Consider the following 20,610-nt stretch of genomic DNA (forward strand, 5'->3'; position numbering starts at 1 on the left):
ACGATGACACGACGGATACTGATACCGGTCGACAGTTCGCCGCAGGCGATGGAGGCCGTCCGCCACGCGAGCGACGTTCACGCGGGCGACGACCTCGTCTTGCTGCACGTCATCGAGTACAGCGAGTCCATCACCGACCCCGAGCGCGGCGGTCGGAAACAGGCCGAGGGCTGGTACGCGAAAGCCCGTGCGGAGGCCGAGGACCTCTTCGACAGGCTCACCGAAGCGATGGACCACGACGGCGAGGTCACCACCGCAATCGCCGACGGCTCGCCGGAGGGCGAGATAATCGACTACCTCAGCGATCACGACGTCGACCAGGTCGTCATCGGAAGCCACGGGCGCACCGGGGCGACCCGCATCCTCATCGGGAGCGTCTCCGAGTCGGTCGCGCGCCGCTCGCGGGTCCCGGTCACTATCGTGCACTGAGGGGCCCCCTTCACTCGACCCCAGCTCATACCCGCCCGGATATGCGTCGACTGCACGCATCTCGGGCGTCCGTTCTTTTGCAGACGATATCGAACTCGAACTGCCTCGGTCAGAAGCGACGCGAGCGGGTGGCCGGGGCGGTTATCGAGCGTCGTCGATTGCGTCCAACGCACCGGGGTTCTCGACGCTCGAGAGGTCGCCGATGTCCTCGCCGGTGTGGCGCGCCTGGATAGCTCGGCGAACGATTTTCCCGGACTGCGTGACGGGGAACTCGTCGACGAAGCGCACCTCTCGGGGCCGGAACGGTTTCCCCAGTTCCTCGCCCACCAGCGCCCGCACCTCGCTTCGGAGGTCGTCTGACTCCGCGACGCCGTCTTCGGCGACGAGGTACAGCGCGACTGCGGTTCCGGTGGTGTCGTCCGGGACGCCGACCGCGGCGGCCTGATTGACGCCGTCGTGGTCCATCGCCGCGCCCTCGACCTCGGCGGGACCGACCTTTCTCCCGGCGATGTTCAGCGCGTCGTCGGCGCGGCCGTGGAGGAACCAGAACCCGTCTTCGTCCTTCTGCGCCCAGTCGCCGTGGTCCCAGAGGTCGTCCCACGTCGACCAGTACTCCTCCAGATACCGCTCGTCGCCGCTCCAGAGCGACCGCGTCATCGAGGGACAGGAGTCGCGCGCGACGAGGTACCCTCGCTCGTGGGTGTCGGCGATGGACTCCCCGTCGCTGTCGACGATGTCGATGTCCATCCCGAGGCCCGGCCCGCCGAGCGAACACGGCTTGAGTGGCTGGGTCGGCATCGGCATCAGGAAGCAGCCGCATATCTCCGTTCCGCCGGAGATGTTGACGATGGGTATCTCGCTCCGGCCGACGTTCTCGTAGAACCACTGCCAACTCTCGGGGTCCCACGGTTCGCCGGTCGACCCGAGGACGCGGAGCGAGGAGAGGTCGTGGCCCTCCACCCAGTCGTCGCCCTTCTTCCGCAACGCCCGAATCGCGGTCGGCGAGATGCCGAACTGCGTGAGCGAGTGGCGGTCGATCATCTCCCAGAAACGGTCCGGTTCGGGGTAGTCGGGCGCGCCCTCGTACATGAACACCGTTCCGCCGAAGGTGTGGTTCCCGATGAGCGTCCACGGCCCCATCATCCACCCGATGTCCGAGACCCAGAAGAACCGGTCGCTGGGTTTCACGTCGAAGCCGAAGTGGAGTTCCTTCGCACACTGCATCTGGACGCCAGCGTGGGTGTGGACGATTCCTTTCGGCTTTCCGGTCGTCCCCGAGGAGTACAGCAACATCGCCGGGTCGCTCGCGTCCAGTTTCGCGCTCTCGTAGCCGTCTGACTGCGTTTCGACGGCGTCGGCCCAGCGCTCGTCGCGGCCGTCCGTCCAGGGCGTCGTCGCCCCGGTCCGTTCGTAGACGACGACCGAACTGACCTCGGTGTCCGCCTGCGCTATCGCCTCGTCGAGCGTGCCCTTCAGCGCGATTTCGCTCCCGCGGCGGTAGAACCCGTCGGCGCTGAAGACGACCGCGGTGTCTGAATCTTCGAGCCGTGTCGCCGTCGCGTCGACACCGAACCCGGAGAAAATCGGGACGGCGATTGCACCCACTTTGAAACAGCCGTAGAGGATGGAGATGACCTCCGGGACCATCGGCATGTAGAGACCGACGGTATCGCCTCGACCGACGCCGCGAGCGTCGAGCGCGTTCGCCACCTGATTGGACTGTCGGTGGAGTTCGTGGAACGTGATGTCCCGCGTCTCTCCGTCCTCGCCCTCCCAGATGCACGCGACCTTGTTCCGGCGTTCGTTGTCTTCGGCCGCGTGCCGGTCGAGGACGTTGTGTGCGAGGTTGAGGCTCCCACCGGGGTACCAGTCGGTGAACTGCGGCCCGTCCGTATCGTCTCGAACGGCGTCGTAGTCCTCGTAAAACTCGATGCCGAGGTAGTCGACCAGTTCGTCCCAGAACCACTCGATTCCGGACGCGTCGACGCCATCGACATCGGTCGTCGTTCGCTCGATAAGTTCGTCGTAGTCGTCGATGTCGTACGCCTGCATGAACTGCCAGACGTTCGTCGACTCGACGTACTCTCGGGACGGTTCGTGGACTATCCGCTCTGTCTCCGCGAGTGACTCGTTACTCATGGGCGAGCACGTTCGTACACTCCACCGAGAGGAAGATAATTCTTCTCCCTCAGACGGGGTTCTGACGGTCGGTCATTCGAGTCCGGCGTCTTTGTAGGTCGCCGCGTGGTCGACGTAGAGTTCGTGGACGCGGGCTATCTCCTCGCGTTTGTCGGCGTCGAGCGGTTGCGTCCTCGCCGGGACGCCGTAGGCGACGTGTCCTTCGGGGACGGTCTGGCCCTCGGTAACCACACAGCCCGGGGCGACGATGCTGTCAGAGCGCACCACGGCGTCCTGCTGGACGGTACTCGACATCCCCACGAGCGCGGAATCCTCCACGGTGGCGTAGTCGATGACCACGTTGTGGCCCACCGTGACGCCGTCGCCGATGGTCGCACCATGGAGCATCGAGAACTCCTGGACGTTCGACTCGTCACCGACGGTGACGGGTTCTCGGTCGCCACGGAGACAGACGAACGGCCAGAGACTCGCTCGCTCGCCCACTCGCACGTCACCGACGGCGTACGCCATCTCCGAGACGAAGGCGGTATCTGCAATCTCGGGACTCGCTCCCAGTACTGCGCGTTCCATGTCCGAGAGAAACAGCGGCGCGGTACAAGAAGATGTTTGTGATTCTGTGGCCCGTCGTCACGGTAGCCGCGTCGTCGGTTTATCTCGGAACGAACACGAGCGCTGGCGTGTCACCCTCCGGCGTCTCGTCGGTATCGACGGCGACCGTCATCCCGTTCTCGACATCCTCGGCGCGCGAATCGACGACGAGACCGGTCAGCGTGACGGGACCGAAGTCCGCTATCGCGGTCACGTACGGCGCTCGCCCGGCGAACTCCTCTGTCGGCACGTGGACGACCGTGTGGGCCTGCACGCGTCCCGTCCCGGGCAAGGACCGCTCCGCGAGTTGCTGGTCACCGCAATGCGGACACGCACGACGCGGCGGAAGCGACCCGTGTCCGTTCGAGCACTCGACGTAGAACGCGTCGTCCGCGTCCACGGCATCGAGGAACGCGTCGTGCCCTCGTCGCTGGTCCTGGTCAGGACTCATGTGCATTCCTCCAAGACGTGGACTGTCGTGCTGGCGACCGTGCCGCCAGCACTGTGCGTGATGCCGGTCGTCGCGTCGGCAACGTACTCGCTGTTCGGGTGGTCGCCGCGGAGGAGGCGCGTCATCTCCACGAGTTGACTCGCCCCGGTCGCGCCGACGGGGTGCCCCTTCGCTTTGAGGCCGCCGGAGAGATTGACGGGGAGGTCACCGTCCCGTCGCGTGGTTCCGTCGCGGGCGGCGGTTATCGCCTCGCCCGCTTCGAACAGGCCCAGTGCCTCCAGCGCGAACACTTCGGCGCTGGTGAAACAGTCGTGGACCTCGACCACGTCGACATCGGCAGGCGTGATACCGGCCGCTTCGTACGCCTCGGTGGCCGCCGTCTCTGTCGCCGGGGTCCGGGAAAGCGATTCGCGGTCTTGCAGGGCTATCTTGTCGGTCCCCTGCCCCGACCCCGTCACCTCGACCGGCGCGGTAACGTCCGCTTCGCGCGCGACCGTCTCGCTGACCAGGACGAGTGCACTGGCCCCGTCGGTGACGGGACACGCGTCTAACAGTCCGAGCGGCGACGCCACCGTCGGCGCGTCGAGCACGTCGTCGACGCTCACCGAGAACTGGAACTGCGCGTGTTCGTTCTCGAGGGCGTGTTCGTGATTCTTCACGGCGACGTGTGCGAGGTCCCGTCGAGACCCCCCGTACGCGTCGAAGTAGGCGTCCGTCATCAGCGCGTACGCGCCGGGGAACGTCATCCCGGCGCTGACTTCGTACAGCGCGTCGGCGGCCGTCGCCAGCATTCCCGTCGCCGCGTCGGTTCCGGCGTGGGTCATCCGCTCGGCACCGCCGACGACGACTACGTCGGCGTCGCCGCTCTCGATTGCGCGGACGGCGTGCCGGACCGCGACGCCGCTCGACGCACACGCGCTCTCGAATCGGGTCGCGGGAGCGTCGACACCGAGACACTCGGCCGCTATCGGTCCCTGATGGCCCTGTGCGTCGGCCAGTTCGCCGACGAAATTGCCGAAGTAGACGGCGTCTATCACTTCAGCGTCGACTCCCGCATCTGCCATTGCTGCCACCCCCGCCTCGGCAAACAAGTCCCGTGTCGTTCGATTTGGATGTTCTCCAAACGGAGTCAGACCTACGCCAGCAACTCTTACACTCGACATCTGGTAGAAATTTGACCAACCGGACATATATAGCTTGCTACGGGAATCGCCGTTTTCCGTCGCCCTGCGCGTCGACGACGGTGGGTCCGCCAGAGTGGCGAGATACGGATGACCTGTTCGTCTTGCGTTTCGGCGCTCCGTCGCTGTGGGCCTCATCCCGCCATTGTGAATTTTATATAGTACTTATACAGGTACTGCTCCCGTAGGCACGTCGTGGTCTCGTCGCTATCACCGTCGAATCACGCGTACCGAGATATCCTTCCGCATCGGGAACCCTCGGGTCGATTGGCTGGGGTCGATTAGGACGATAGCTTCCCGACCCTGATTTCGGCTAGCGGGACTATGCTCCTGATATAACAACAGTATATGTGTTATTGGGGTCCGGCGATACACATTCTTCAGAAGGGGATTTTATAAGTTCCTGCACTGAGATTTCCATTCTTCGCCAACAAAATCGAGAGTATGGCCAAATAGGTGTGTATGGCTGTGTATGTGGAGATATATTTTTATCAAATCCAAACCGAGTACTATAAATCAATTTTAGAGGCATTATTAGCAAAACTTGAAATATAGCGGGGGATTTGGTGAGAGAGTAGATAATAATATGGTACCTAGTGTATTTTTGGCTACACTCTCGCAGATATAGGTCTATAATTGGCTCTGAATAGTTATTCCCATCTCGAAACCGACGTTGCTCCCCCGAATCGACGACGATGGTGGCATACCGTTGTCCGAGTAGTCGCGTCCCGCACCGACGGCTATATCCCCAACGACTCGCCGTTGATATGGCCCCAGTGACAACGTATTTGGGACAGTAGCGTCATATCCCGAGTAATGACGGACGAAACCGATGCCGACGAAGAACGAGTCGCCGTCTCGATGGAGATAACCGGTAGTTACGACGAAGTGATGTCGAAACTGGACACCACTGCGTCGGCGGGACCGTCGCTCGGGCCGCTAAACGCCGACGTGGAGCGCCTGCTGGAGACCGTCGTGCGAATCAACGGCGGAACCCGCAGCGCCATCGCCGAGCAACTGCCCGCGGACATGTCCGTCGCCTTCGACGCTGAAGCCGTCGTCGAGACGATGCAGGTCCTCGAGCGGTACGGCCTCGTTGTCCTCGAAGGCAACACGTGGAAGCCCGGTCCGGAACTCGAACGGTAGGGCCGTCATCGACGGGATTTTTCTTCGCCCTCGTCCACGGGTAGGTATGCCGCCCTCGGACGAGCGCCCGACTCGCCCCTCGCTCCTGTTGTACTTCGACGCGAGCGTCCGCTACGGGCCGGACAATGCGACGCCCACGTCGGCGGCCGTCGGGTTTCTCGTCGAGGACGGGTCCGAGACGGTCATCGAGGAATCGATTCGCGTCGACGCGTTCGTCTCCAGTTCGCAGTTGGAGTACCGCGCGCTCGTCGAAGCGGTGCGAGCAGTCGAGGCGTATCCGACCACGGTGGCGTCGTTGCACGTCCACGGCGACGCCGACGCGGTCATCCGAGCGGTCGACCCACAGCATCCGACGACGCCGGACGACCGCCTCGCGCGGCATCGGGTCGCGGCCGTCCGCGAGTGCGTCGCGGACATCCCGTTGGTGACCTACCGCGCGGTCGGTCGCGACGAGAACGAACGCGCACACGACCTCGCGCGGGCGGGCCACAGTCGATAGCCGTCTCCGGGTTCCGACGCGAGACAACCGGACACCTAAGTGCCGGAGGCGTCTCCGTCCGGGTATGCAGGTCGGGTCACGGCGGTGCATCGTCAACCCAGTGAGCGGCGAGGGCGACCACGCCGAGTACGTCGAGCGACTGATGCGGGCGCGCGGATTCGCGGTCGAACGGACCGAGGGGCCGGGCCACGGCGTCGAACTCGGTCGGGCGGCGGGCGAGGACGGCGTCTCGGAGGTGGCCGTCTGCGGCGGCGACGGCACCATCAACGAGGTACTCCGCGGACTACACGACGCCGACCACCTCGGCGAGGTAACGCTGAGCGTCGTCCCGAAGGGGACGGCGAACCTCCTCGCCGGAACTATCGGCATCGACGACTTCCAGCAGGGGGTCGAAGTGGCCGATACCGGTGAGACGCGGGCCGTCGACGTGGGACTCGCCGACGGCGAACCGTTCCTCGTCTCCTGTATCGCGGGTCTCCCGGCGGACGCGAGCGTCGCCACGTCCGGCGACCTCAAGGCCCGGTTCGGGATGCTCGCCTTCCTCGTCACCGGGGTCCAGGAGGCCGTGGAGTTCGAGGGCCTCGACATCACCGTCGACGCCGTCGGCGAGGACGGCCCGGTGACGTGGTCCGGCGAGGCGACGTGTCTGCTGGTCGGGAACGCCCGGAAGTTCGTCGAGCGCGGCGGGCAAGCGAACATGGAGGACGGCCTGCTGGACGTGGCTATCGTCGAGCGCATGCCGACCGGAAATCTCGTCGCCGAGGCGGTGGCGCACCGATTGCTGGCGACGGACACCGATGGGGTGACGCACGTCCGCGCGCGCGACATTTCCGTCGACGGCCACGGCGAACCCGTGACGTTCAGCCGCGACGGCGAACTCGCCGAACACATGCGCCTCGACTTCGACGTGGAACCGCGAACGCTCTCGCTGCGGGTCGGCCCGTCCTACGACCCGGACCCGGCGTAGCGCCGCGACGAGGATCGCTGGCCGACGTTTTAACTGCCGCTCGGTCGACCGTCCGGTATGGATTGGTCCCCTGACCGAGCGCTCCGAGTGCGGATGGCGCTCGCGCTCTGCCTCTTGTGTGTCACCGTCGTCGCGGCGATTGCGGCGACCGGCGCGATTCTCACGCTCCTCCTCGGGATGGCTATCGCCGTCGCCGCGCCCGACCCGGAGTTGCTCACCGTCGAGGCGGTGGTCGCCCTCGGCGGGGTCGCGACGGTCGCGGTCCTCGCCGCTGTCGTCTGGGGCGAGCGCACTGCCCCAGAACACGCCGTCGCGGTGACGGGTGCGACGCGGGTCGACGAGGAAAGCCACCCCGAACTGCTGTCGCTCGTGCGGGCCGTCGCGCAGCAGGCCGACGTGCCGGTTCCGACGGTGGCCCTCGCCCCCACCGACACGCCGCTGTCGCTGACGACCGGATTCCGGCCGCGAAACGCCACGCTCGTCGTCAGCGACGGACTCTTCGAGACCCTCTCGACAGACGAACTGGAGGCCGTCGTCGCCCACGAAATCGCGCACGTCGCCAACCGGGACGCCGCGGTGCTGACGGCGGTGGCGCTCCCAGTCGGCGCGGCCGAACGCGTCCGCGAACTCCTCGCCGGACCCACGGCGGGCGTCGAACACGGCCACCCGAGTCGCGCTGGCTACGCCGACGCGCTTCTCACTGCGGGGCTGCTGTTCGTCCTGCCGGTCTGGGTGGGCGCGCAGTTGCTCGTCGCCTCGCTCGCCCGCGCGAGAGAGTTCACGGCCGACGCCGGTGCGGTGGCTATCACCGGCAATCCGGCCGCGCTGGCGAGCGCGCTCGAACGCATCGACAGCGCCGTCGCGAACCGACCGGGTCGGGACTTTCGGACGACGGCCGTCTCTGCGTTCGCAATCGTCGAACCGTCGGCCGACCACGGTGACGGAATTTTGGCCCCGATTCGGCGCGTGATCGGCCGACTGTTCGCCACGCATCCGCCGACCGAAGCGCGTCTCGCGCGACTGAAAGAACGGGCCGACGAGCGCTAGTCCTCGACCCTGACGTAGACGGCGGCGTCGTAGTAGCTGCCGTCGAAGGCGAGATACTCAGTTTCGGCCATCTTCGACTCGCATTTCTCGACCGAACAGCCGAGCGCGTCGTGGAGTCCGAGGGTTCGGAGTAGGTCCTCGAATCCCGTCGCGAGCGGCATGGTGTCCACGTATCCCCCGTCGAATTGCGCCCGTTCGAATAGGTCCGCGGCCTCGGCGTCGAAGTCGGCGGGTTCGAGGCGCACCTCGACACCGGCGGCGTCGGCGACTCGTTCGAAGGCGGCGTCGCCGGTCGCGACCTGCGTCGCGACGGCGGTGTGTTCGGGTTCGACGAGCGTCTCTCGGGAGACTTCGACGCGGAGGACCGCGCCGTGGACGCTGACGTACTCGTGTTCGGGGTCGGGAATCAGTTCGCTCTCGGCGGGGTCGGCGTTCCGGTAGACGTAGCCGCCCTGTTCGATGTACTTCCACGGCGCGCCGCCGCCGTACCGCTCGGCCCGGGCGGCGAAGTAGGCGGGCATGACCGCGCCTTGGTCGAGTTCGGGCAACGCTTCCCGGGGTGTCGCCTCGGACGTCTCCTCGTCGTCGGCGCGGCCGACCCACGACAGTCTGAGGACCCAGCGGTCGATTCGCTCGCTCCCGCTGACAACGTCGTGGAGTTGGTAGTAGGTCCCCTCGCGTTCGGTGTATTCGCCGTCGGGGACCGCGGGATAGCCGTACGTTCGGTACGCTTCGCCCGTGGTGGCGGCTTCCCACGCCTCTCGGCGTCCGGTTTGGCCGGGTCGGTCGTCGTCGGGTTCGGGCGGTTTCCACAGCAACTCGTCGGCCAGCGAATCGCCGTGCTCCTCGACGTAGAGGGTGTACTCGACGCGGCGGTCGGAATCGGGTCGTAACGACTCACACCCCGCGAGCGCGGCGAAACCGGTCGCCGTCGCGCCGAGGAACGCCCGGCGGCTAGTGGAGGGGGAGGGCATCGCCTGTCGATTCGGTCGTCGCGCGGTAAATACCTCTGCTCTGTCGTAGCTACAACTCGGATTTAACCGAGCCACGGGAATTAGGTAGCTACCCCGGATACACCCGACAATGTCGTGGCGGTTGGTCCTCGTCGCCGTAGTGGTCCTCGCGTCAGGGTGTGTTGGGTTGATCGGGGAATCGCCCGACGGTACGTCGGTCCGGGACGACACGTCGTCACCGCCCGGTATCGACGGCGGTATCGCGAACGCGACGACGCTGGTGCGCGCCCACCAGCGTTCGTTCGCCGGTACCGGAGTCGTCGTCGAGACGAGTCGTGCGCGCCGGAGTACCGTCTCCGGCGTCGGCAACCAGAGTACGCGGACGCGAACCCGCGCGAGTGCCAACGGGACGCTCTGGCAACGCCGGACGGTCGAAACCATCGACGGCGAGCAGCAGGCCGTGTTGTGGCACGACGGCGAGCGCGGCGTCCGGCGATTCGACGACACCGGCCGGACCGATACCGTCAACGGCCCCGTCGGTCCCACGCGCCGGTATCAGACGGCGGACCTCAGACGATGGCTGGCGACGGGCGAGTACGGTGTGGTCGCCGTCGAGGCGGGAGAGCCGACGCGATACGTCCTCTCGGCGACGACGTACACGCCGCCCGACGGCGACCCGCTGGAGGCCGATACCGTCCGATACGACGCGCGGGCCGTCGTCACCGAGTCGGGACGGGTGACCGGATTCACGGCGACGCTTTCCACCGTCGAGCGAAACAAGTGGGGGCGACAGGCCTGGACGGCGTCGTACACCTACCGAGTGGTTCGGACTGGGTCGGTTGCCGTCCCGCGACCCGAGTGGACCGGCGACGTGCCACCGGAGGTGCGAGATGGCTGAGACGCCACGGCGGACCTTCCTGGCGGCGGCGCTGGCGATTCTGGCGCTGACGACGGCGGTAGGCGCGCTGGCAACGACGAGCGCGCCGCTTCCGACCGACGACGCGGATGCTGCGACGGCCGCACGGTCGGCGGGCGTCGGAGACGAACCGCTCGCGGTGCTTCACGACCGGGGAGTGACCGGCGAGAACGTCTCCGTCGGCGTCGTCGACGTGACCGGCTTCGATACGGACGCGCCAGCGCTGGCCGACCGCGTCCGAGCGGCGCGGGCGTTCGGGTCGCGTTCGGTCGGCGCGGAACCGAACGACCACGGGACGGCGGCGGCCACGGTGGTCGCGCGGATGGCGCCCGAGAGTTCGCTGTACCTCGCGCACGTCGACGACGTGGACAGCTATCGTCGCGCGGTCGCGTGGCTCCGGGCGTCGGGCGTCGACGTCGTCGTCGCGCCCGTCTCCTTCTACGGGCAACCCGGGGATGGGAGCGGACCAGTGGGCGATGTCGCCCGCCGGACGGTCGAATCCGGGACCGTCTTCGTCGCACCGGCGGGGAATCTCGCGGCGTCCCACTGGCACGGGACCTACGACGCCGCGGGAACGGACGACGGCACCGTGTTGTTCGCCGAGGGATACAGACGGACTGCCATCCGGGGGCCGACGGACGTGACGCTGTGGCTCTCGTGGGACCGCGCGCACGCCGACGAGGACTACACCGCCGAACTGTACTGGACGAACGGGACGGCAAGCCGACTCGTCGCCCGCTCACAGCCGTATCCCGGCGACGACGTGCCCAACGAGCGCATCGTCGCGGACGTGTCGCCGGGCCGGTACTTCGTCGTTATCCGCGGCCCCGCCGACCCCACCGGCGCGCATCTCCGGTTGGTGTCACCGACCCACGAGTTCCAGCGAGCGCGTCCGCGCGGGAGCGTCGTCGCGCCGGGCACGGCCCGCCGGGCGCTCACCATCGGCGCGTACGACGAGCGGACCGACCGCGTCGAACCGTTCAGTTCCCGCGGGCCGACGGCAGACGGGCGGACGGGCGTCGACGTGGTCGCGCCCGACAGTCAGTTCGCGGGGCTGACCGAGTCGGGGTTCGTCGGGTCTTCGGCGGCCGCCCCGTACGTCGGCGCGGTGGCGGCGCTCGTGCTCGACGCCGACCCGTCGCTGTCGCCCGCCCACGTCGAACTCCTACTCGAACTGTCCGCGCGGGACGTGGGGCCGGTCGGCGTCGACACCGCGTCGGGGCACGGCGTCGTCGACCCAGCGAGCGCCGTCGCCGCGGCCAACGACTCGGCGACCGGTTAAATCGGATTTTAACCCAGCCGAATCGATTTAACGATAGCGACAGCAGTGTGTGGTAGCGAGATGGCTGGACTTATCGACCGCCTGCAACAGCGGACTGGCACGCCCGAGGAACGACCGCGCGTCCTCGATGTCGACGACGCCGACACCGATGCCGTTCTAGACGCGCTCGCTTCGGACACCGCCCGAGCGCTGTTCCGGACGCTGTTCGAGGAACCCGGGACGCCATCCGAAATCGCGGCCCGGTGCGATACCTCCGTCCAGAACGTCCACTACCACGTCTCGAACCTCGAAGCGGCGGGCTTGGTCGAGCCTATCGACACCGTCTACTCCGAGAAGGGCAACGAGATGACCGTCTACGGCCCGGCGAGCGACCCAATCGTCCTCGTCGGCAACCGGGAGCTACGGCCGCGGATTCAGCGCTCGATAAGCGACGTGGTCGCCGGATTGGGCCTGCTTGGCCTCGCCAGCCTGTTCGTCCAGTGGGGGGCCGAACGCCTCGCCGCCACCGGAGACGGCGTCCTCGGCCCGGCGAGTCCGACGGCCCCGCAGACGGACCCGACGGGGTCGCTCGCGTGGGTCGTCTTCGACGTGGTCGAACCCGGTGTCCTCTTTCTGTGCGGCTCCCTCGTTGTCCTCGGCCTCCTCGCCGTTGTCGAGCGACGGCGGGAATCGGCGGCTTACTGACCCACAGCGCCGGTAACCCGGTGTTTACTATCTGTCGAAAATTCTAAGTTTATGTCGAGATATGGACGCTATCGACATCTCGACGCTGTTGTTACAGGCATCGATTCAGGACACCATCACCAGCACCATCGGCGACGTCATCGCCTATCTGCCGACCCTGTTGGCGGCGTTGCTCGTCCTCGTGGTCGGGTACGTCGTCGGCCGCGTCCTCGGTGGACTCGTCACCCGCGTCGTCGAGCGAATCGGCGTCGCGAAGTACACGCGCGGGACGGCGCTCGACTCGGGCGACGGCGACAACCTCGCCCGCATCCTGGGCAAACTCGTCGCCTACTACGTCTACTTCGTCGCCATCCTCGCGGCCGCGAACATCCTCGACATCCCGGCGCTGTCGACGTTGCTCGGCGACATCGGCGCGTACCTGCCGGTCATCCTCGCGGCCGTCGTCGTCCTCGTCCTCGGATTCGTCGTCGGCCGCATCGTCGGGGACTTGGTCGCCGATTTCGTCGGCGGGTTCGGCATCGGCCCGTACCTGCGTGACACCCCCTTAGAACGGTTCGGTGACACCGAAGGCGAGTTCGGCCGTCTCGTCGGAACGCTGGTCACCTACTACATCTATCTGCTGACGCTGCTGACCGTCGCCGACATCGTCGAGATTCCGGCGCTGTCGGAACTGCTCGCGACGTTCGTTACCTATCTCCCGGCGCTGGCTGGCGGCCTCGTCGTGTTGCTCGTCGGTATCTGGCTGGCCGAACGACTCGGCGCGCTGGTCGCCGGAACCGACGAGAGTCGGGTCGCCGGACTCGCGGGCATCGCGGTGAAGGTGCTCGTCTACTACATCACGGTCACCATCGCGCTGAGCGCCATCGGCTTCGACACGACGGCGCTGACGAACCTCTTTACGGCGTTCGTCGCCGCCTTCTTCGGGGCGTTGGCTATCGCACTCGCGATCGGTATCGGCGTCGCCGTCGGCTTGGGCGGCCAGGAGTACGTGGGCGAGAACATCGACGACTGGATGCGCTCGCTCCGGGGCACGGCGGCGGAGATGGAAGACGAGGCGGACACGGACGACGAGGGCGGAACGGGAAGGGAAGAAGAACCGTAACACGGCGGAACGAGAGTCGCTTCAGCCCATCGGGCGGAGGATGACGCCGATGCCCGCGAGGGCGAGCAGACCGCCCGCGCCGAGCGCGAGGACGCCGGCGTTACTGCCGGGGAGCCATCCCGACTCCGGGTCGGAGTGGGCGTCTTCGGGGCCGGTCGAAACCGTCGCGGTCGGCCGGCCGGTCGTCGCCTCGCCGTTCGCTTGCAGACTGAGCGTCCCGATGTCGACCGGGTCCTCGGTCGCGGTTCCCCGATACAGCGTGAGGTCGTACTCCGTGGCGTCGAGTCGCGTGTCGCGGGCGACTTCCGATCCGGGTTCGACGACGAGCGAGTCGGCCGTCGAGACAGTCGAGAGCGTCTGTCCGCGTCGCCCGGCCGCGGCGGTGTCGAACAGGACCGTCACGGTGCCGTCGCCGTCACCGTCGCGCACCGTCGCGTTGATTTCGTAGCCGCTCTCGGGGTTCCCGATAGAGACGGTCGCCGTTTCGGCGTCCCCGAGCGTGACGGGCATCCGGACTGTCTCGCCCTGTCGGGCGGTGTAGACGCTCCGCTCGAACCCGAGGGTCGGGTCGTCGTCCACGTCGAAGTCCGATTCGGTGCTGTCGTTGGCTTCGACGCGGACCGTCCCGCCCGTGTCCGGCCCGCCGTCCGTGTCGTCGCCGTAGAACACGCGGTACTCGTAGGCGTACGGGTCGAGCGTCGACGGCAGTTCGGTCTCCTCGCGGGTGACCGTCAGCGAGTCGTCGGCGTCGGCGACCGACAGCGTCTCGCCGTCGGTCCCCGCGTTCGCGGTGTCGAACAGCACGGTCACGCCGTCGCCGTCGCTGTCCGTGACGGACGCGTTGACGAGGTAGTTGACCGACTCGCTCCCGAAGGAGAACACCGCGGTACCCGTCTCGCCGGTCGCAACCGGAATCGCCGCGACCTCGCCCTGTTCGACGCTGACGATGCCGTCGCCGGGGATCGGCGTGGCGGTTGGCGTCTCGGGGACGCTGTCGGTGCAATTCCCGTCGCAGGCGACCACGGTGCCGCTTCGCTCGGCGAGCGTCGCCCCGTCGTACAGGACGGTCAATTCGTAGGCGGTGTCGGCCGGGACGTTGCTCATGTCGAAGACGGCCGCGAACTCGCCGCCGTCGTCGACTCGCGCGGTGGACTGCCGGAGGAAGGGGTTCGACGAGTCCGTCGACCGGAGGCGGACGGTCAGTTCCGTCCCGGCGTCGAGCGAGGTGTGGCCGGCGAGAACCTGCTGTGGGGCCGACACGAGCGGCAGACTCGACCCGTCGACGCTCGCGGTGTCTGCGGCCAGCGCCGGACCGACGCCGACCACCGCGGCGGCGACGAGAACGGCGAGCGCGAGCGGTACGCGGCGGGTCCGAGTCATCCCGGACCTCCGGTGTGCTGGGTCGACGACCGAACGACGCGGTCCCTCGCCGGGAGCGCGTCTGGAGGGCAGTTCGATAGCATACACGCACCAGTTCGACGGATATTGATAAAGGGCCGGTGGAAGCGTAAACGTCGTTTGAAGTGGTCGCCGACAGGTCGGTGTCTGCCGAACTGAGGTGCGTTGGCGCTCGTCGCGGTCGTTCCACGCAACCAGAACCTTGAGTACGGCGTACGGTGTTATAGTACGTATGTACGATTCGGGGCGACATCGTGGTGTACGCGGTGGGGAACGCGGCACACCCGTCGACGCGCGACTGCGACCGACCGTCGGGGAGACGTAGATGCCGCGAGACGTTTCGAACGTCGTCCTCGTCACCGTCGATTCACTGCGGGCAGACGCCCTCGGCGGCACGGACAGCGCTTCGCCGGTCTTAGACGGCCTCGCCGAGACGGGCGTCACCTTCGAGAACGCCTTCGCCCACGGCAACTGGACGCCCTTCTCCTTCCCGAGCGTCCACGGGTCGCGGCCGGTGTTCGACGAGGGGGGAGACATCGGGGTGGCGTCCTCGCCGACGCTGGCCGAACAACTGTCGGATGCGGGACTCGCAACTGGCGGGTTCAACGCCGCGAACGGTTTCCTCACCGACCACTGGGGGTACGACCGGGGGTTCGACGAGTTCGAACCGTTCGTCGACAGCAAGGGGTACAGCAAGTACCTCGCCGCGCACCCCACGGTGCAGGCGTGGGTCCAACTCGCCACCTCACCGTTCCGCCGGGCCGCGACGGCGCTCCGCGGCGGGTCCGATGCCCGCCCGTTCGCCGACGTGTCCCGCATGGGCGACTTGGAGCGACACGCGACGCAGTTCCTCGAACGGCAGGAAGACGGCTTCTTCCTGTGGGTCCACTACATGGACACCCACACCCCGTACGTCCCCGCGCCGCGACACCTGCGCGAAGTCTCCGAGACGCACTTCGGCGTCGCTCGGATGCTCGGTGCGCACGTCCGGACCGGCCTCGGGTGGGACGTGGACGACCGGACGCTCGCGACGCTCCGCACGCTGTACGACGGAACGGTCCGGCAGGTCGACGCGAGCGTCGGGCGACTGCTCGACACGCTCGAAGCCGAAGGCGTCGCCGACGAGACGGCCGTCGTCGTCGCGGGCGACCACGGCGAGGAGTTTCTGGAACACGGCCATCTCGCGCACTACCCGAAACTGTATCAGGAACTCATCGAGGTCCCGTTCTTCGTCCACCACCCGGACAGCGACGGCCGGAAGGTCCACGACCCGGTGGGTCTCGACGTACTCGCCCCGACCGTCTGTGACCTCCTCGGCGTCGACCCGGCCGAGGCGTGGGAGGGAGTCTCCGTCGCCCCGACGCTGGACGGCGAGGACGCGCCGGACCGCGAACCCATCGTCTCCGTGGCGGTCCGCGGCGAGAGCGTCACCAGCCAACCGATTCCGCGCCGCCTCGACGACGGCGAGTTGCTCGTCAGCGCCCGCGACGCCCGCTGGACGTACATCGAACACACCGACTCGGACCACCGCGAACTGTACGACCGCCGCGAGGACCCCGAGGAGCGGCGGGACTACTGTGCGGAGTCCACCGACGAGACCGCGCCGCCGCCGGTGCTGGACCGCCTCTCTGCGGCCGTCGCCGACCACGTGGACCGCCTCGAAACCGCGGCGGCGGCCGATACGGGGGGCGACGGTCCCACAGAGTCGGACGAGATAACAGCACGGTTAAAGGCGCTCGGATACAAATAGCGCGACATGTCGTTCGCCGTCGCAACTTCGCCGCGACGCCAGCGGCTAGTTCGGTTCTTCCTCGTCGGCCTGACAGCGGCGGCCGTCCAGACGGTACTGCTGTGGCTGTTCGTCAGCCTCGGCGGCATCAACTACCTGGTCGGCGCGTTCGTCGCTATCGAGACGACCATCCTGTTCCAGTACGTGCTGAACAACGCGTGGACGTTCCACCGCTCGCGTCACACGTCGCTCCGCGAGTACGTGGTCGGGATGGTCAAGACGAACCTCGTCCGCGGGACGGCGATTCCCCTGCAGTTGGGGATTCTCTACGCCCTCGTCTCGTTCGGGTCGGTGGAGTACCTGCTCGCCAACGGGTTTGCCATCGGCGCGACGGGGCTGTATCGGTACGCCCTCGACTCGCAGTGGACGTGGAACTGAGGGAGTAGTCGAGGGCGGTACGACGGAACAACCGTTTTTGTCATCGGCGCTCGGAGACCTGGCATGGACGATTCGGTTCGCGTGGGCGTCGACGTCGGCGGAACCTTCACCGACGTGGTCCTCGTCGACGAGACGGGGCTGACGACGGCGAAAGTCCCGACGACGACGCCCCAACACGAGGGGGTCTTGGCGGGCATCGAACGTGCCTGCGACCGGGCGGGCGTCGACCCCGATTCTGTCGGCCAGTTCCGCCACGCGATGACCATCGCGACGAACGCCCTCCTCGAAGCCGACGGGGCCGAGACGGCGCTGGTGACGACGGCGGGATTCGGCGACGTGTTGGCTATCGGACGACAGAACCGGCCGGAACTGTACGACCAGTCGGTCGCCCGTCCCGACCCGTTGGTCCCGGCGAAGCGACGGTACGAACTCGACGAGCGCGCGACCACCGAGGGCATCGAGACGCCGGTGGACCCCGAGGCGGTTCGCGCCCTCGCCGCGGAACTCGACGACGAGGCCGAGGCCGTCGCCGTCTCCTCCCTCCACGCCTACGCCCACCCGGAGAACGAGCGCCGAACCGCCGAGATACTCCGTGCGGAACTCGACATCCCCGTCTCGGCCAGCCACGAGGTGCTGGGGGCGTTCCGCGAGTACGAGCGCACCGCGACGACGGTAGCCGACGCCTTCGTCACGCCGCGCATCGACGCCTATCTCGGTCGTCTCGCCGACGGCGCGACCGGGCGCGGCCTGCCCGAACCCAGCGTCATGCAGTCCAACGGCGGCATCGCCGACCCGGACACCGTTTCACAGAACGCGGTGACGACGGCGCTGTCCGGACCGGCGGCGGGCGTCGTCGGCGCGAGTCTGTTCGAACCCGACGGTGTCGAGGGGCTGGTCACGTTCGACATGGGCGGGACCTCGACGGACGTGTCGCTCGTGCGCGAGGGAACGGTCGCTCGGACCACCGACGCCGACGTGGGCGGGCGTCCGGTCCGGATTCCGATGGTGGACGTGGCGACGGTCGGGTCCGGCGGCGGGTCGATTGGATGGGTCGACGCGGGCGGCGCGCTCAGGGTCGGGCCGCAGTCGGCCGGGGCGGACCCCGGTCCGGCTTGTTACGGCCGCGGCGGGAGCGACCCGACGGTGACCGACGCGGCGCTCCTGTTGGGGTATCTCGGCCCCGACACGACGCTCGGGGGCGACCTCGAACTCGACGTGGAGGCGGCCCGAGACGCCCTCTCGGCGCTCGCCGCGGCGGCGGAACTGTCGGGACCGGTCGCCGCCGCTCGCGGCGTCTTCCGGGTCGCCAACGCCACGATGACCCGGACGATTCGGAGCGTGACGGCCGAACGCGGCCACGACCCCCGCGAGTTCGCCATCGCGGCGTTCGGCGGGGCCGGGCCGATGCACGCGGCGGCGCTCGCCGACGGACTCGACGTGTCGACGGTGGTCGTCCCGCGGGCGAGCGGCGTCCTCTCGGCGCTGGGACTCCTGGCCGCCGACGAGCGACACGACGCGGTGCGGACGTATCGCGCTCGCCTCGACGAGGTCGACATCGACGCCGTCGCGTCGGTGTTGGGCGACCTCGAAGCCACTGTTCTCGCCGACGCGAGCGACCCCGAGGCGGCGACGGTTACCGTCGAGGCGGACTGTCGCTACGTCGGGCAGAGCCACGAACTCGGCGTCGAAATCGAGGACTTCGACCGCGCGACGGTCGGCGCGCGCTTCCACGCGGCCCACGAGCGAGCGTACGGGTATCGCCTGCCCGAGACGCCGGTCGAACTCGTGACGTTCCGGGCGACGGCGACGCTCGGCGGGGAGACGCCGCCGCTCGCGGCCCACGGGGGAGACGAACCAGCACGGCGGGGGACCCGAGAGGTGACCTTCGAGTCGGCGGTCCACGAGACGCCGGTGCTGTCGTGGGACGGCCTCGCGCCCGGTGACCGCGCCGACGGCCCGGCAATCGTCGAGGGCGGCGAGAGTACCGTCGTGGTCCCGCCCGCGTGGTCGCTGACTGTCGACGACCGGGGGACGCTTCGACTGGAGGCCGAGCGATGAGCGACGAACTCGACGCGGTGTCGCTCGAAATCCTGCGCAACCAGTTGGAGAGCGTCGCCGAGGAGATGGGCGAAGTCCTCGTTCGGGGTGCGTTCTCGCCCAACATCACCGAGCGGCGGGACTGCTCGACGGCGTTGTTCGACGCCGCGGGTCACCTCGTCGCGCAGGCCGAACACATCCCGGTCCACCTCGGCGCGATGCCCGAAGCGGTCGCCGCCGTCCGCGACCGGACTCCCGAACCGGGCGACGTGTTCGTCCTGAACGACCCGTTCGCGGGCGGGACGCACCTGCCGGACGTGACGCTCGTCTCGCCAATCGCGCCGGACGGCGACGAGATACTGGGCTACGCCGTCTCGCGTGCCCACCACGCCGACGTGGGCGGGATGGCTCCCGGAAGCATGCCCGCGGGCGCGAGGGACGTCTATCAGGAGGGCCTGCGCATCCCGCCGACGCGCCTCGTCGCCGACGGCGAGCGCCGGGCGGGCGTCTGGGAACTGCTCGCCGCGAACGTCCGTAACCCCGCCGAGCGCCGGGCGGACCTGCGGGCGCAACTCGCCGCGAACGAACGGGGCGCGGAACGGGTCACGGCGTTGCTGACCGACCACGGCGAGCGACTGCTGACCGCGTTCGACGCGGTGCGCGACTACTCCCGGGCGCGCGTCGAGGCCGAGATTCGGGAGATTCCGGACGGCACCTACAGCGCGAGCGACGTGTTGGAGGGCGACGGCGTCACCGATACCGACATCCCCATCGAGGTGACGGTCACCGTCGACGGAGCGACGCTGGACGTGGACTTCGCCGGGACCGCGCCGCAGGTCGACGGCAACGTCAACGCGCCGCTATCGGTCGCCAAGAGCGCCGTCTACTTCGTCGTCCGGTCGGTCACGGACCCCGACGTACCGCCGAACGGCGGATGTTACGACCCCGTGCGCGTCCACGCGCCGCCGGGGTCGCTGTTGAATCCCACACCACCGGCGGCCGTCGTCGGCGGCAACGTCGAGACCAGCCAGCGTGTCGCGGACGTGGTGTTCCGGGCGCTCGCGGCGGCGGCCCCCGACCGCGTCCCGGCGGCCGGACAGGGGACGATGAACAACGTCGTCGTCGGCGGGCCGGGGTTCAGTTACTACGAGACGGTCGGCGGCGGCATGGGCGCGAGCACCGACGCGGACGGACCGTCGGGCGTGCAGGTCGGCATGACCAACACGCTGAACACGCCGGTCGAGGCGCTGGAAGCGGCCTATCCGCTCCGCGTCGAGGAGTACGCGCTCCGACGCGGGAGCGGCGGGGCGGGCCGACACCGGGGGGGCGACGGCCTCGTGCGCGAACTCCGCCTCGAAGCGGCGGCGACGGTGTCGCTGTTGACGGAGCGCCGCCGTCACGCGCCGTGGGGACTGTCCGGCGGTGAGGACGGACAACCGGGCCGGAACTACCTCGACGGCGAGGCAGTTCCCGCGAAGGTGACGCGGGACGTGCCCGCCGGGACGACGGTGCGCGTCGAGACGCCGGGCGGCGGCGGGCACGGGTCAGCGGCCGAGAACGCGGTCGAGGAGTCGGACGACGACCCGAGCGCGGGCGGCGACGACGCCGCGTAACCTTTTCAGGT

The 20,610-nt window shown here is 68.1% G+C and carries 19 protein-coding genes; 13 read left to right on the forward strand and 6 right to left on the reverse strand.

Annotation, left to right across the window (positions count from 1 at the left end):
* Nucleotides 1–3: 3 nt before the first annotated feature.
* Complete coding sequence (locus tag NJQ44_RS04875) at nucleotides 4–429, forward strand: universal stress protein (protein ID WP_254273559.1); 426 nt, start codon at nucleotides 4–6, stop codon at nucleotides 427–429.
* 141 nt (nucleotides 430–570) lie between these two features.
* On the opposite strand, the gene NJQ44_RS04880 is transcribed toward NJQ44_RS04875, so the two are convergent.
* The 4 genes from NJQ44_RS04880 to NJQ44_RS04895 all read right to left on the reverse strand — a co-directional run bounded on the left by NJQ44_RS04880 (nucleotide 571) and on the right by NJQ44_RS04895 (nucleotide 4,770).
* Nucleotides 571–2,568 carry an AMP-binding protein gene (locus NJQ44_RS04880; RefSeq protein WP_254273560.1) on the reverse strand — a complete coding sequence of 666 codons (1,998 nt, stop codon included), beginning with the start codon at nucleotides 2,566–2,568 and terminating at the stop codon, nucleotides 571–573.
* A gap of 72 nt (nucleotides 2,569–2,640) precedes the next feature.
* Nucleotides 2,641–3,138, reverse strand: coding sequence for a gamma carbonic anhydrase family protein (locus NJQ44_RS04885; protein ID WP_254273561.1), 498 nt, complete (start codon nucleotides 3,136–3,138; stop codon nucleotides 2,641–2,643).
* A 79-nt stretch (nucleotides 3,139–3,217) separates the two neighbouring features.
* Nucleotides 3,218–3,607 (reverse strand): Zn-ribbon domain-containing OB-fold protein, encoded by a 390-nt coding sequence (locus NJQ44_RS04890; protein ID WP_254273562.1) that lies wholly within the window; start codon nucleotides 3,605–3,607, stop codon nucleotides 3,218–3,220.
* Nucleotides 3,604–4,770, reverse strand: coding sequence for a thiolase domain-containing protein (locus NJQ44_RS04895; protein ID WP_254273563.1), 1,167 nt, complete (start codon nucleotides 4,768–4,770; stop codon nucleotides 3,604–3,606). The genes NJQ44_RS04890 and NJQ44_RS04895 overlap by 4 nt, the downstream gene beginning before the upstream one ends.
* A gap of 834 nt (nucleotides 4,771–5,604) precedes the next feature.
* On the opposite strand from NJQ44_RS04895, the gene NJQ44_RS04900 reads away from it, so the two are divergent.
* From NJQ44_RS04900 to NJQ44_RS04915, 4 genes are all read left to right on the forward strand, one after another.
* A complete protein-coding gene (locus NJQ44_RS04900) occupies nucleotides 5,605–5,934 on the forward strand; it encodes a hypothetical protein (protein ID WP_254273564.1) in 330 nt (109 codons plus the stop codon).
* A 46-nt stretch (nucleotides 5,935–5,980) separates the two neighbouring features.
* The gene (locus NJQ44_RS04905) at nucleotides 5,981–6,433 is read left to right on the forward strand and encodes a ribonuclease H family protein (RefSeq protein ID WP_254273565.1); all 453 of its coding nucleotides are present in this window, start codon (nucleotides 5,981–5,983) and stop codon (nucleotides 6,431–6,433) included.
* A gap of 64 nt (nucleotides 6,434–6,497) precedes the next feature.
* Nucleotides 6,498–7,400: a diacylglycerol/lipid kinase family protein gene (locus NJQ44_RS04910; protein WP_254273566.1), complete on the forward strand. Its 903-nt coding sequence runs from the start codon at nucleotides 6,498–6,500 to the stop codon at nucleotides 7,398–7,400.
* A 57-nt stretch (nucleotides 7,401–7,457) separates the two neighbouring features.
* Nucleotides 7,458–8,447, forward strand: a complete 990-nt coding sequence (locus NJQ44_RS04915; protein WP_254273567.1) for a M48 family metallopeptidase — start codon at nucleotides 7,458–7,460, stop codon at nucleotides 8,445–8,447.
* On the opposite strand, the gene NJQ44_RS04920 is transcribed toward NJQ44_RS04915, so the two are convergent.
* A complete protein-coding gene (locus NJQ44_RS04920) occupies nucleotides 8,444–9,421 on the reverse strand; it encodes a hypothetical protein (protein WP_254273568.1) in 978 nt (325 codons plus the stop codon). The two genes, NJQ44_RS04915 and NJQ44_RS04920, sit on opposite strands and share 4 nt — an antisense overlap.
* A gap of 109 nt (nucleotides 9,422–9,530) precedes the next feature.
* On the opposite strand from NJQ44_RS04920, the gene NJQ44_RS04925 reads away from it, so the two are divergent.
* The 4 genes from NJQ44_RS04925 (at nucleotide 9,531) to NJQ44_RS04940 (ending at nucleotide 13,384) form a co-directional block, all read left to right on the forward strand.
* Nucleotides 9,531–10,298 (forward strand): hypothetical protein, encoded by a 768-nt coding sequence (locus NJQ44_RS04925; RefSeq protein WP_254273569.1) that lies wholly within the window; start codon nucleotides 9,531–9,533, stop codon nucleotides 10,296–10,298.
* On the forward strand, nucleotides 10,291–11,598 hold the full coding sequence (locus NJQ44_RS04930; protein WP_254273570.1) for a S8 family serine peptidase: 1,308 nt from the start codon (nucleotides 10,291–10,293) through the stop codon (nucleotides 11,596–11,598). The genes NJQ44_RS04925 and NJQ44_RS04930 overlap by 8 nt, the downstream gene beginning before the upstream one ends.
* A gap of 60 nt (nucleotides 11,599–11,658) precedes the next feature.
* Entirely contained in the window at nucleotides 11,659–12,282 is a 624-nt protein-coding gene (locus NJQ44_RS04935) for an ArsR/SmtB family transcription factor (RefSeq protein ID WP_254273571.1), read from the forward strand.
* 61 nt (nucleotides 12,283–12,343) lie between these two features.
* Nucleotides 12,344–13,384 carry a mechanosensitive ion channel family protein gene (locus tag NJQ44_RS04940; protein WP_254273572.1) on the forward strand — a complete coding sequence of 347 codons (1,041 nt, stop codon included), beginning with the start codon at nucleotides 12,344–12,346 and terminating at the stop codon, nucleotides 13,382–13,384.
* A 21-nt stretch (nucleotides 13,385–13,405) separates the two neighbouring features.
* On the opposite strand, the gene NJQ44_RS04945 is transcribed toward NJQ44_RS04940, so the two are convergent.
* The gene (locus NJQ44_RS04945) at nucleotides 13,406–14,764 is read right to left on the reverse strand and encodes a DUF7827 domain-containing protein (protein ID WP_254273573.1); all 1,359 of its coding nucleotides are present in this window, start codon (nucleotides 14,762–14,764) and stop codon (nucleotides 13,406–13,408) included.
* A 343-nt stretch (nucleotides 14,765–15,107) separates the two neighbouring features.
* Here NJQ44_RS04945 and NJQ44_RS04950 point away from each other — a divergent pair, with 343 nt between their 5' ends.
* From NJQ44_RS04950 to NJQ44_RS04965, 4 genes are all read left to right on the forward strand, one after another.
* Nucleotides 15,108–16,532, forward strand: coding sequence for a sulfatase (locus tag NJQ44_RS04950; RefSeq protein WP_254273574.1), 1,425 nt, complete (start codon nucleotides 15,108–15,110; stop codon nucleotides 16,530–16,532).
* 6 nt (nucleotides 16,533–16,538) lie between these two features.
* Entirely contained in the window at nucleotides 16,539–16,949 is a 411-nt protein-coding gene (locus NJQ44_RS04955; RefSeq protein WP_254273575.1) for a GtrA family protein, read from the forward strand.
* Nucleotides 16,950–17,012: 63 nt separating this feature from the next.
* Nucleotides 17,013–19,007 (forward strand): hydantoinase/oxoprolinase family protein, encoded by a 1,995-nt coding sequence (locus tag NJQ44_RS04960; RefSeq protein ID WP_254273576.1) that lies wholly within the window; start codon nucleotides 17,013–17,015, stop codon nucleotides 19,005–19,007.
* The gene (locus NJQ44_RS04965) at nucleotides 19,004–20,599 is read left to right on the forward strand and encodes a hydantoinase B/oxoprolinase family protein (RefSeq protein WP_254273577.1); all 1,596 of its coding nucleotides are present in this window, start codon (nucleotides 19,004–19,006) and stop codon (nucleotides 20,597–20,599) included. Before NJQ44_RS04960 ends, NJQ44_RS04965 begins: the two co-directional genes overlap by 4 nt.
* Nucleotides 20,600–20,610 lie beyond the last annotated feature (11 nt).

It is taken from the genome of Haloarcula marina, from assembly GCF_024218775.1.
GTDB classification, from domain to species: Archaea; Halobacteriota; Halobacteria; order Halobacteriales; family Haloarculaceae; genus Haloarcula; species Haloarcula marina.

Bases quoted from the DNA above. Each gene is read 5' to 3' on its own strand.
- NJQ44_RS04875 (WP_254273559.1), top strand. From the start codon at position 4: ATGACACGACGGATACTGATACCGGTCGACAGTTCGCCGCAGGCGATG.
- NJQ44_RS04880 (WP_254273560.1), bottom strand. From the start codon at position 2,568: ATGAGTAACGAGTCACTCGCGGAGACAGAGCGGATAGTCCACGAACCG.
- NJQ44_RS04885 (WP_254273561.1), bottom strand. From the start codon at position 3,138: ATGGAACGCGCAGTACTGGGAGCGAGTCCCGAGATTGCAGATACCGCC.
- NJQ44_RS04890 (WP_254273562.1), bottom strand. From the start codon at position 3,607: ATGAGTCCTGACCAGGACCAGCGACGAGGGCACGACGCGTTCCTCGAT.
- NJQ44_RS04895 (WP_254273563.1), bottom strand. From the start codon at position 4,770: ATGTCGAGTGTAAGAGTTGCTGGCGTAGGTCTGACTCCGTTTGGAGAA.
- NJQ44_RS04900 (WP_254273564.1), top strand. From the start codon at position 5,605: ATGACGGACGAAACCGATGCCGACGAAGAACGAGTCGCCGTCTCGATG.
- NJQ44_RS04905 (WP_254273565.1), top strand. From the start codon at position 5,981: ATGCCGCCCTCGGACGAGCGCCCGACTCGCCCCTCGCTCCTGTTGTAC.
- NJQ44_RS04910 (WP_254273566.1), top strand. From the start codon at position 6,498: ATGCAGGTCGGGTCACGGCGGTGCATCGTCAACCCAGTGAGCGGCGAG.
- NJQ44_RS04915 (WP_254273567.1), top strand. From the start codon at position 7,458: ATGGATTGGTCCCCTGACCGAGCGCTCCGAGTGCGGATGGCGCTCGCG.
- NJQ44_RS04920 (WP_254273568.1), bottom strand. From the start codon at position 9,421: ATGCCCTCCCCCTCCACTAGCCGCCGGGCGTTCCTCGGCGCGACGGCG.
- NJQ44_RS04925 (WP_254273569.1), top strand. From the start codon at position 9,531: ATGTCGTGGCGGTTGGTCCTCGTCGCCGTAGTGGTCCTCGCGTCAGGG.
- NJQ44_RS04930 (WP_254273570.1), top strand. From the start codon at position 10,291: ATGGCTGAGACGCCACGGCGGACCTTCCTGGCGGCGGCGCTGGCGATT.
- NJQ44_RS04935 (WP_254273571.1), top strand. From the start codon at position 11,659: ATGGCTGGACTTATCGACCGCCTGCAACAGCGGACTGGCACGCCCGAG.
- NJQ44_RS04940 (WP_254273572.1), top strand. From the start codon at position 12,344: ATGGACGCTATCGACATCTCGACGCTGTTGTTACAGGCATCGATTCAG.
- NJQ44_RS04945 (WP_254273573.1), bottom strand. From the start codon at position 14,764: ATGACTCGGACCCGCCGCGTACCGCTCGCGCTCGCCGTTCTCGTCGCC.
- NJQ44_RS04950 (WP_254273574.1), top strand. From the start codon at position 15,108: ATGCCGCGAGACGTTTCGAACGTCGTCCTCGTCACCGTCGATTCACTG.
- NJQ44_RS04955 (WP_254273575.1), top strand. From the start codon at position 16,539: ATGTCGTTCGCCGTCGCAACTTCGCCGCGACGCCAGCGGCTAGTTCGG.
- NJQ44_RS04960 (WP_254273576.1), top strand. From the start codon at position 17,013: ATGGACGATTCGGTTCGCGTGGGCGTCGACGTCGGCGGAACCTTCACC.
- NJQ44_RS04965 (WP_254273577.1), top strand. From the start codon at position 19,004: ATGAGCGACGAACTCGACGCGGTGTCGCTCGAAATCCTGCGCAACCAG.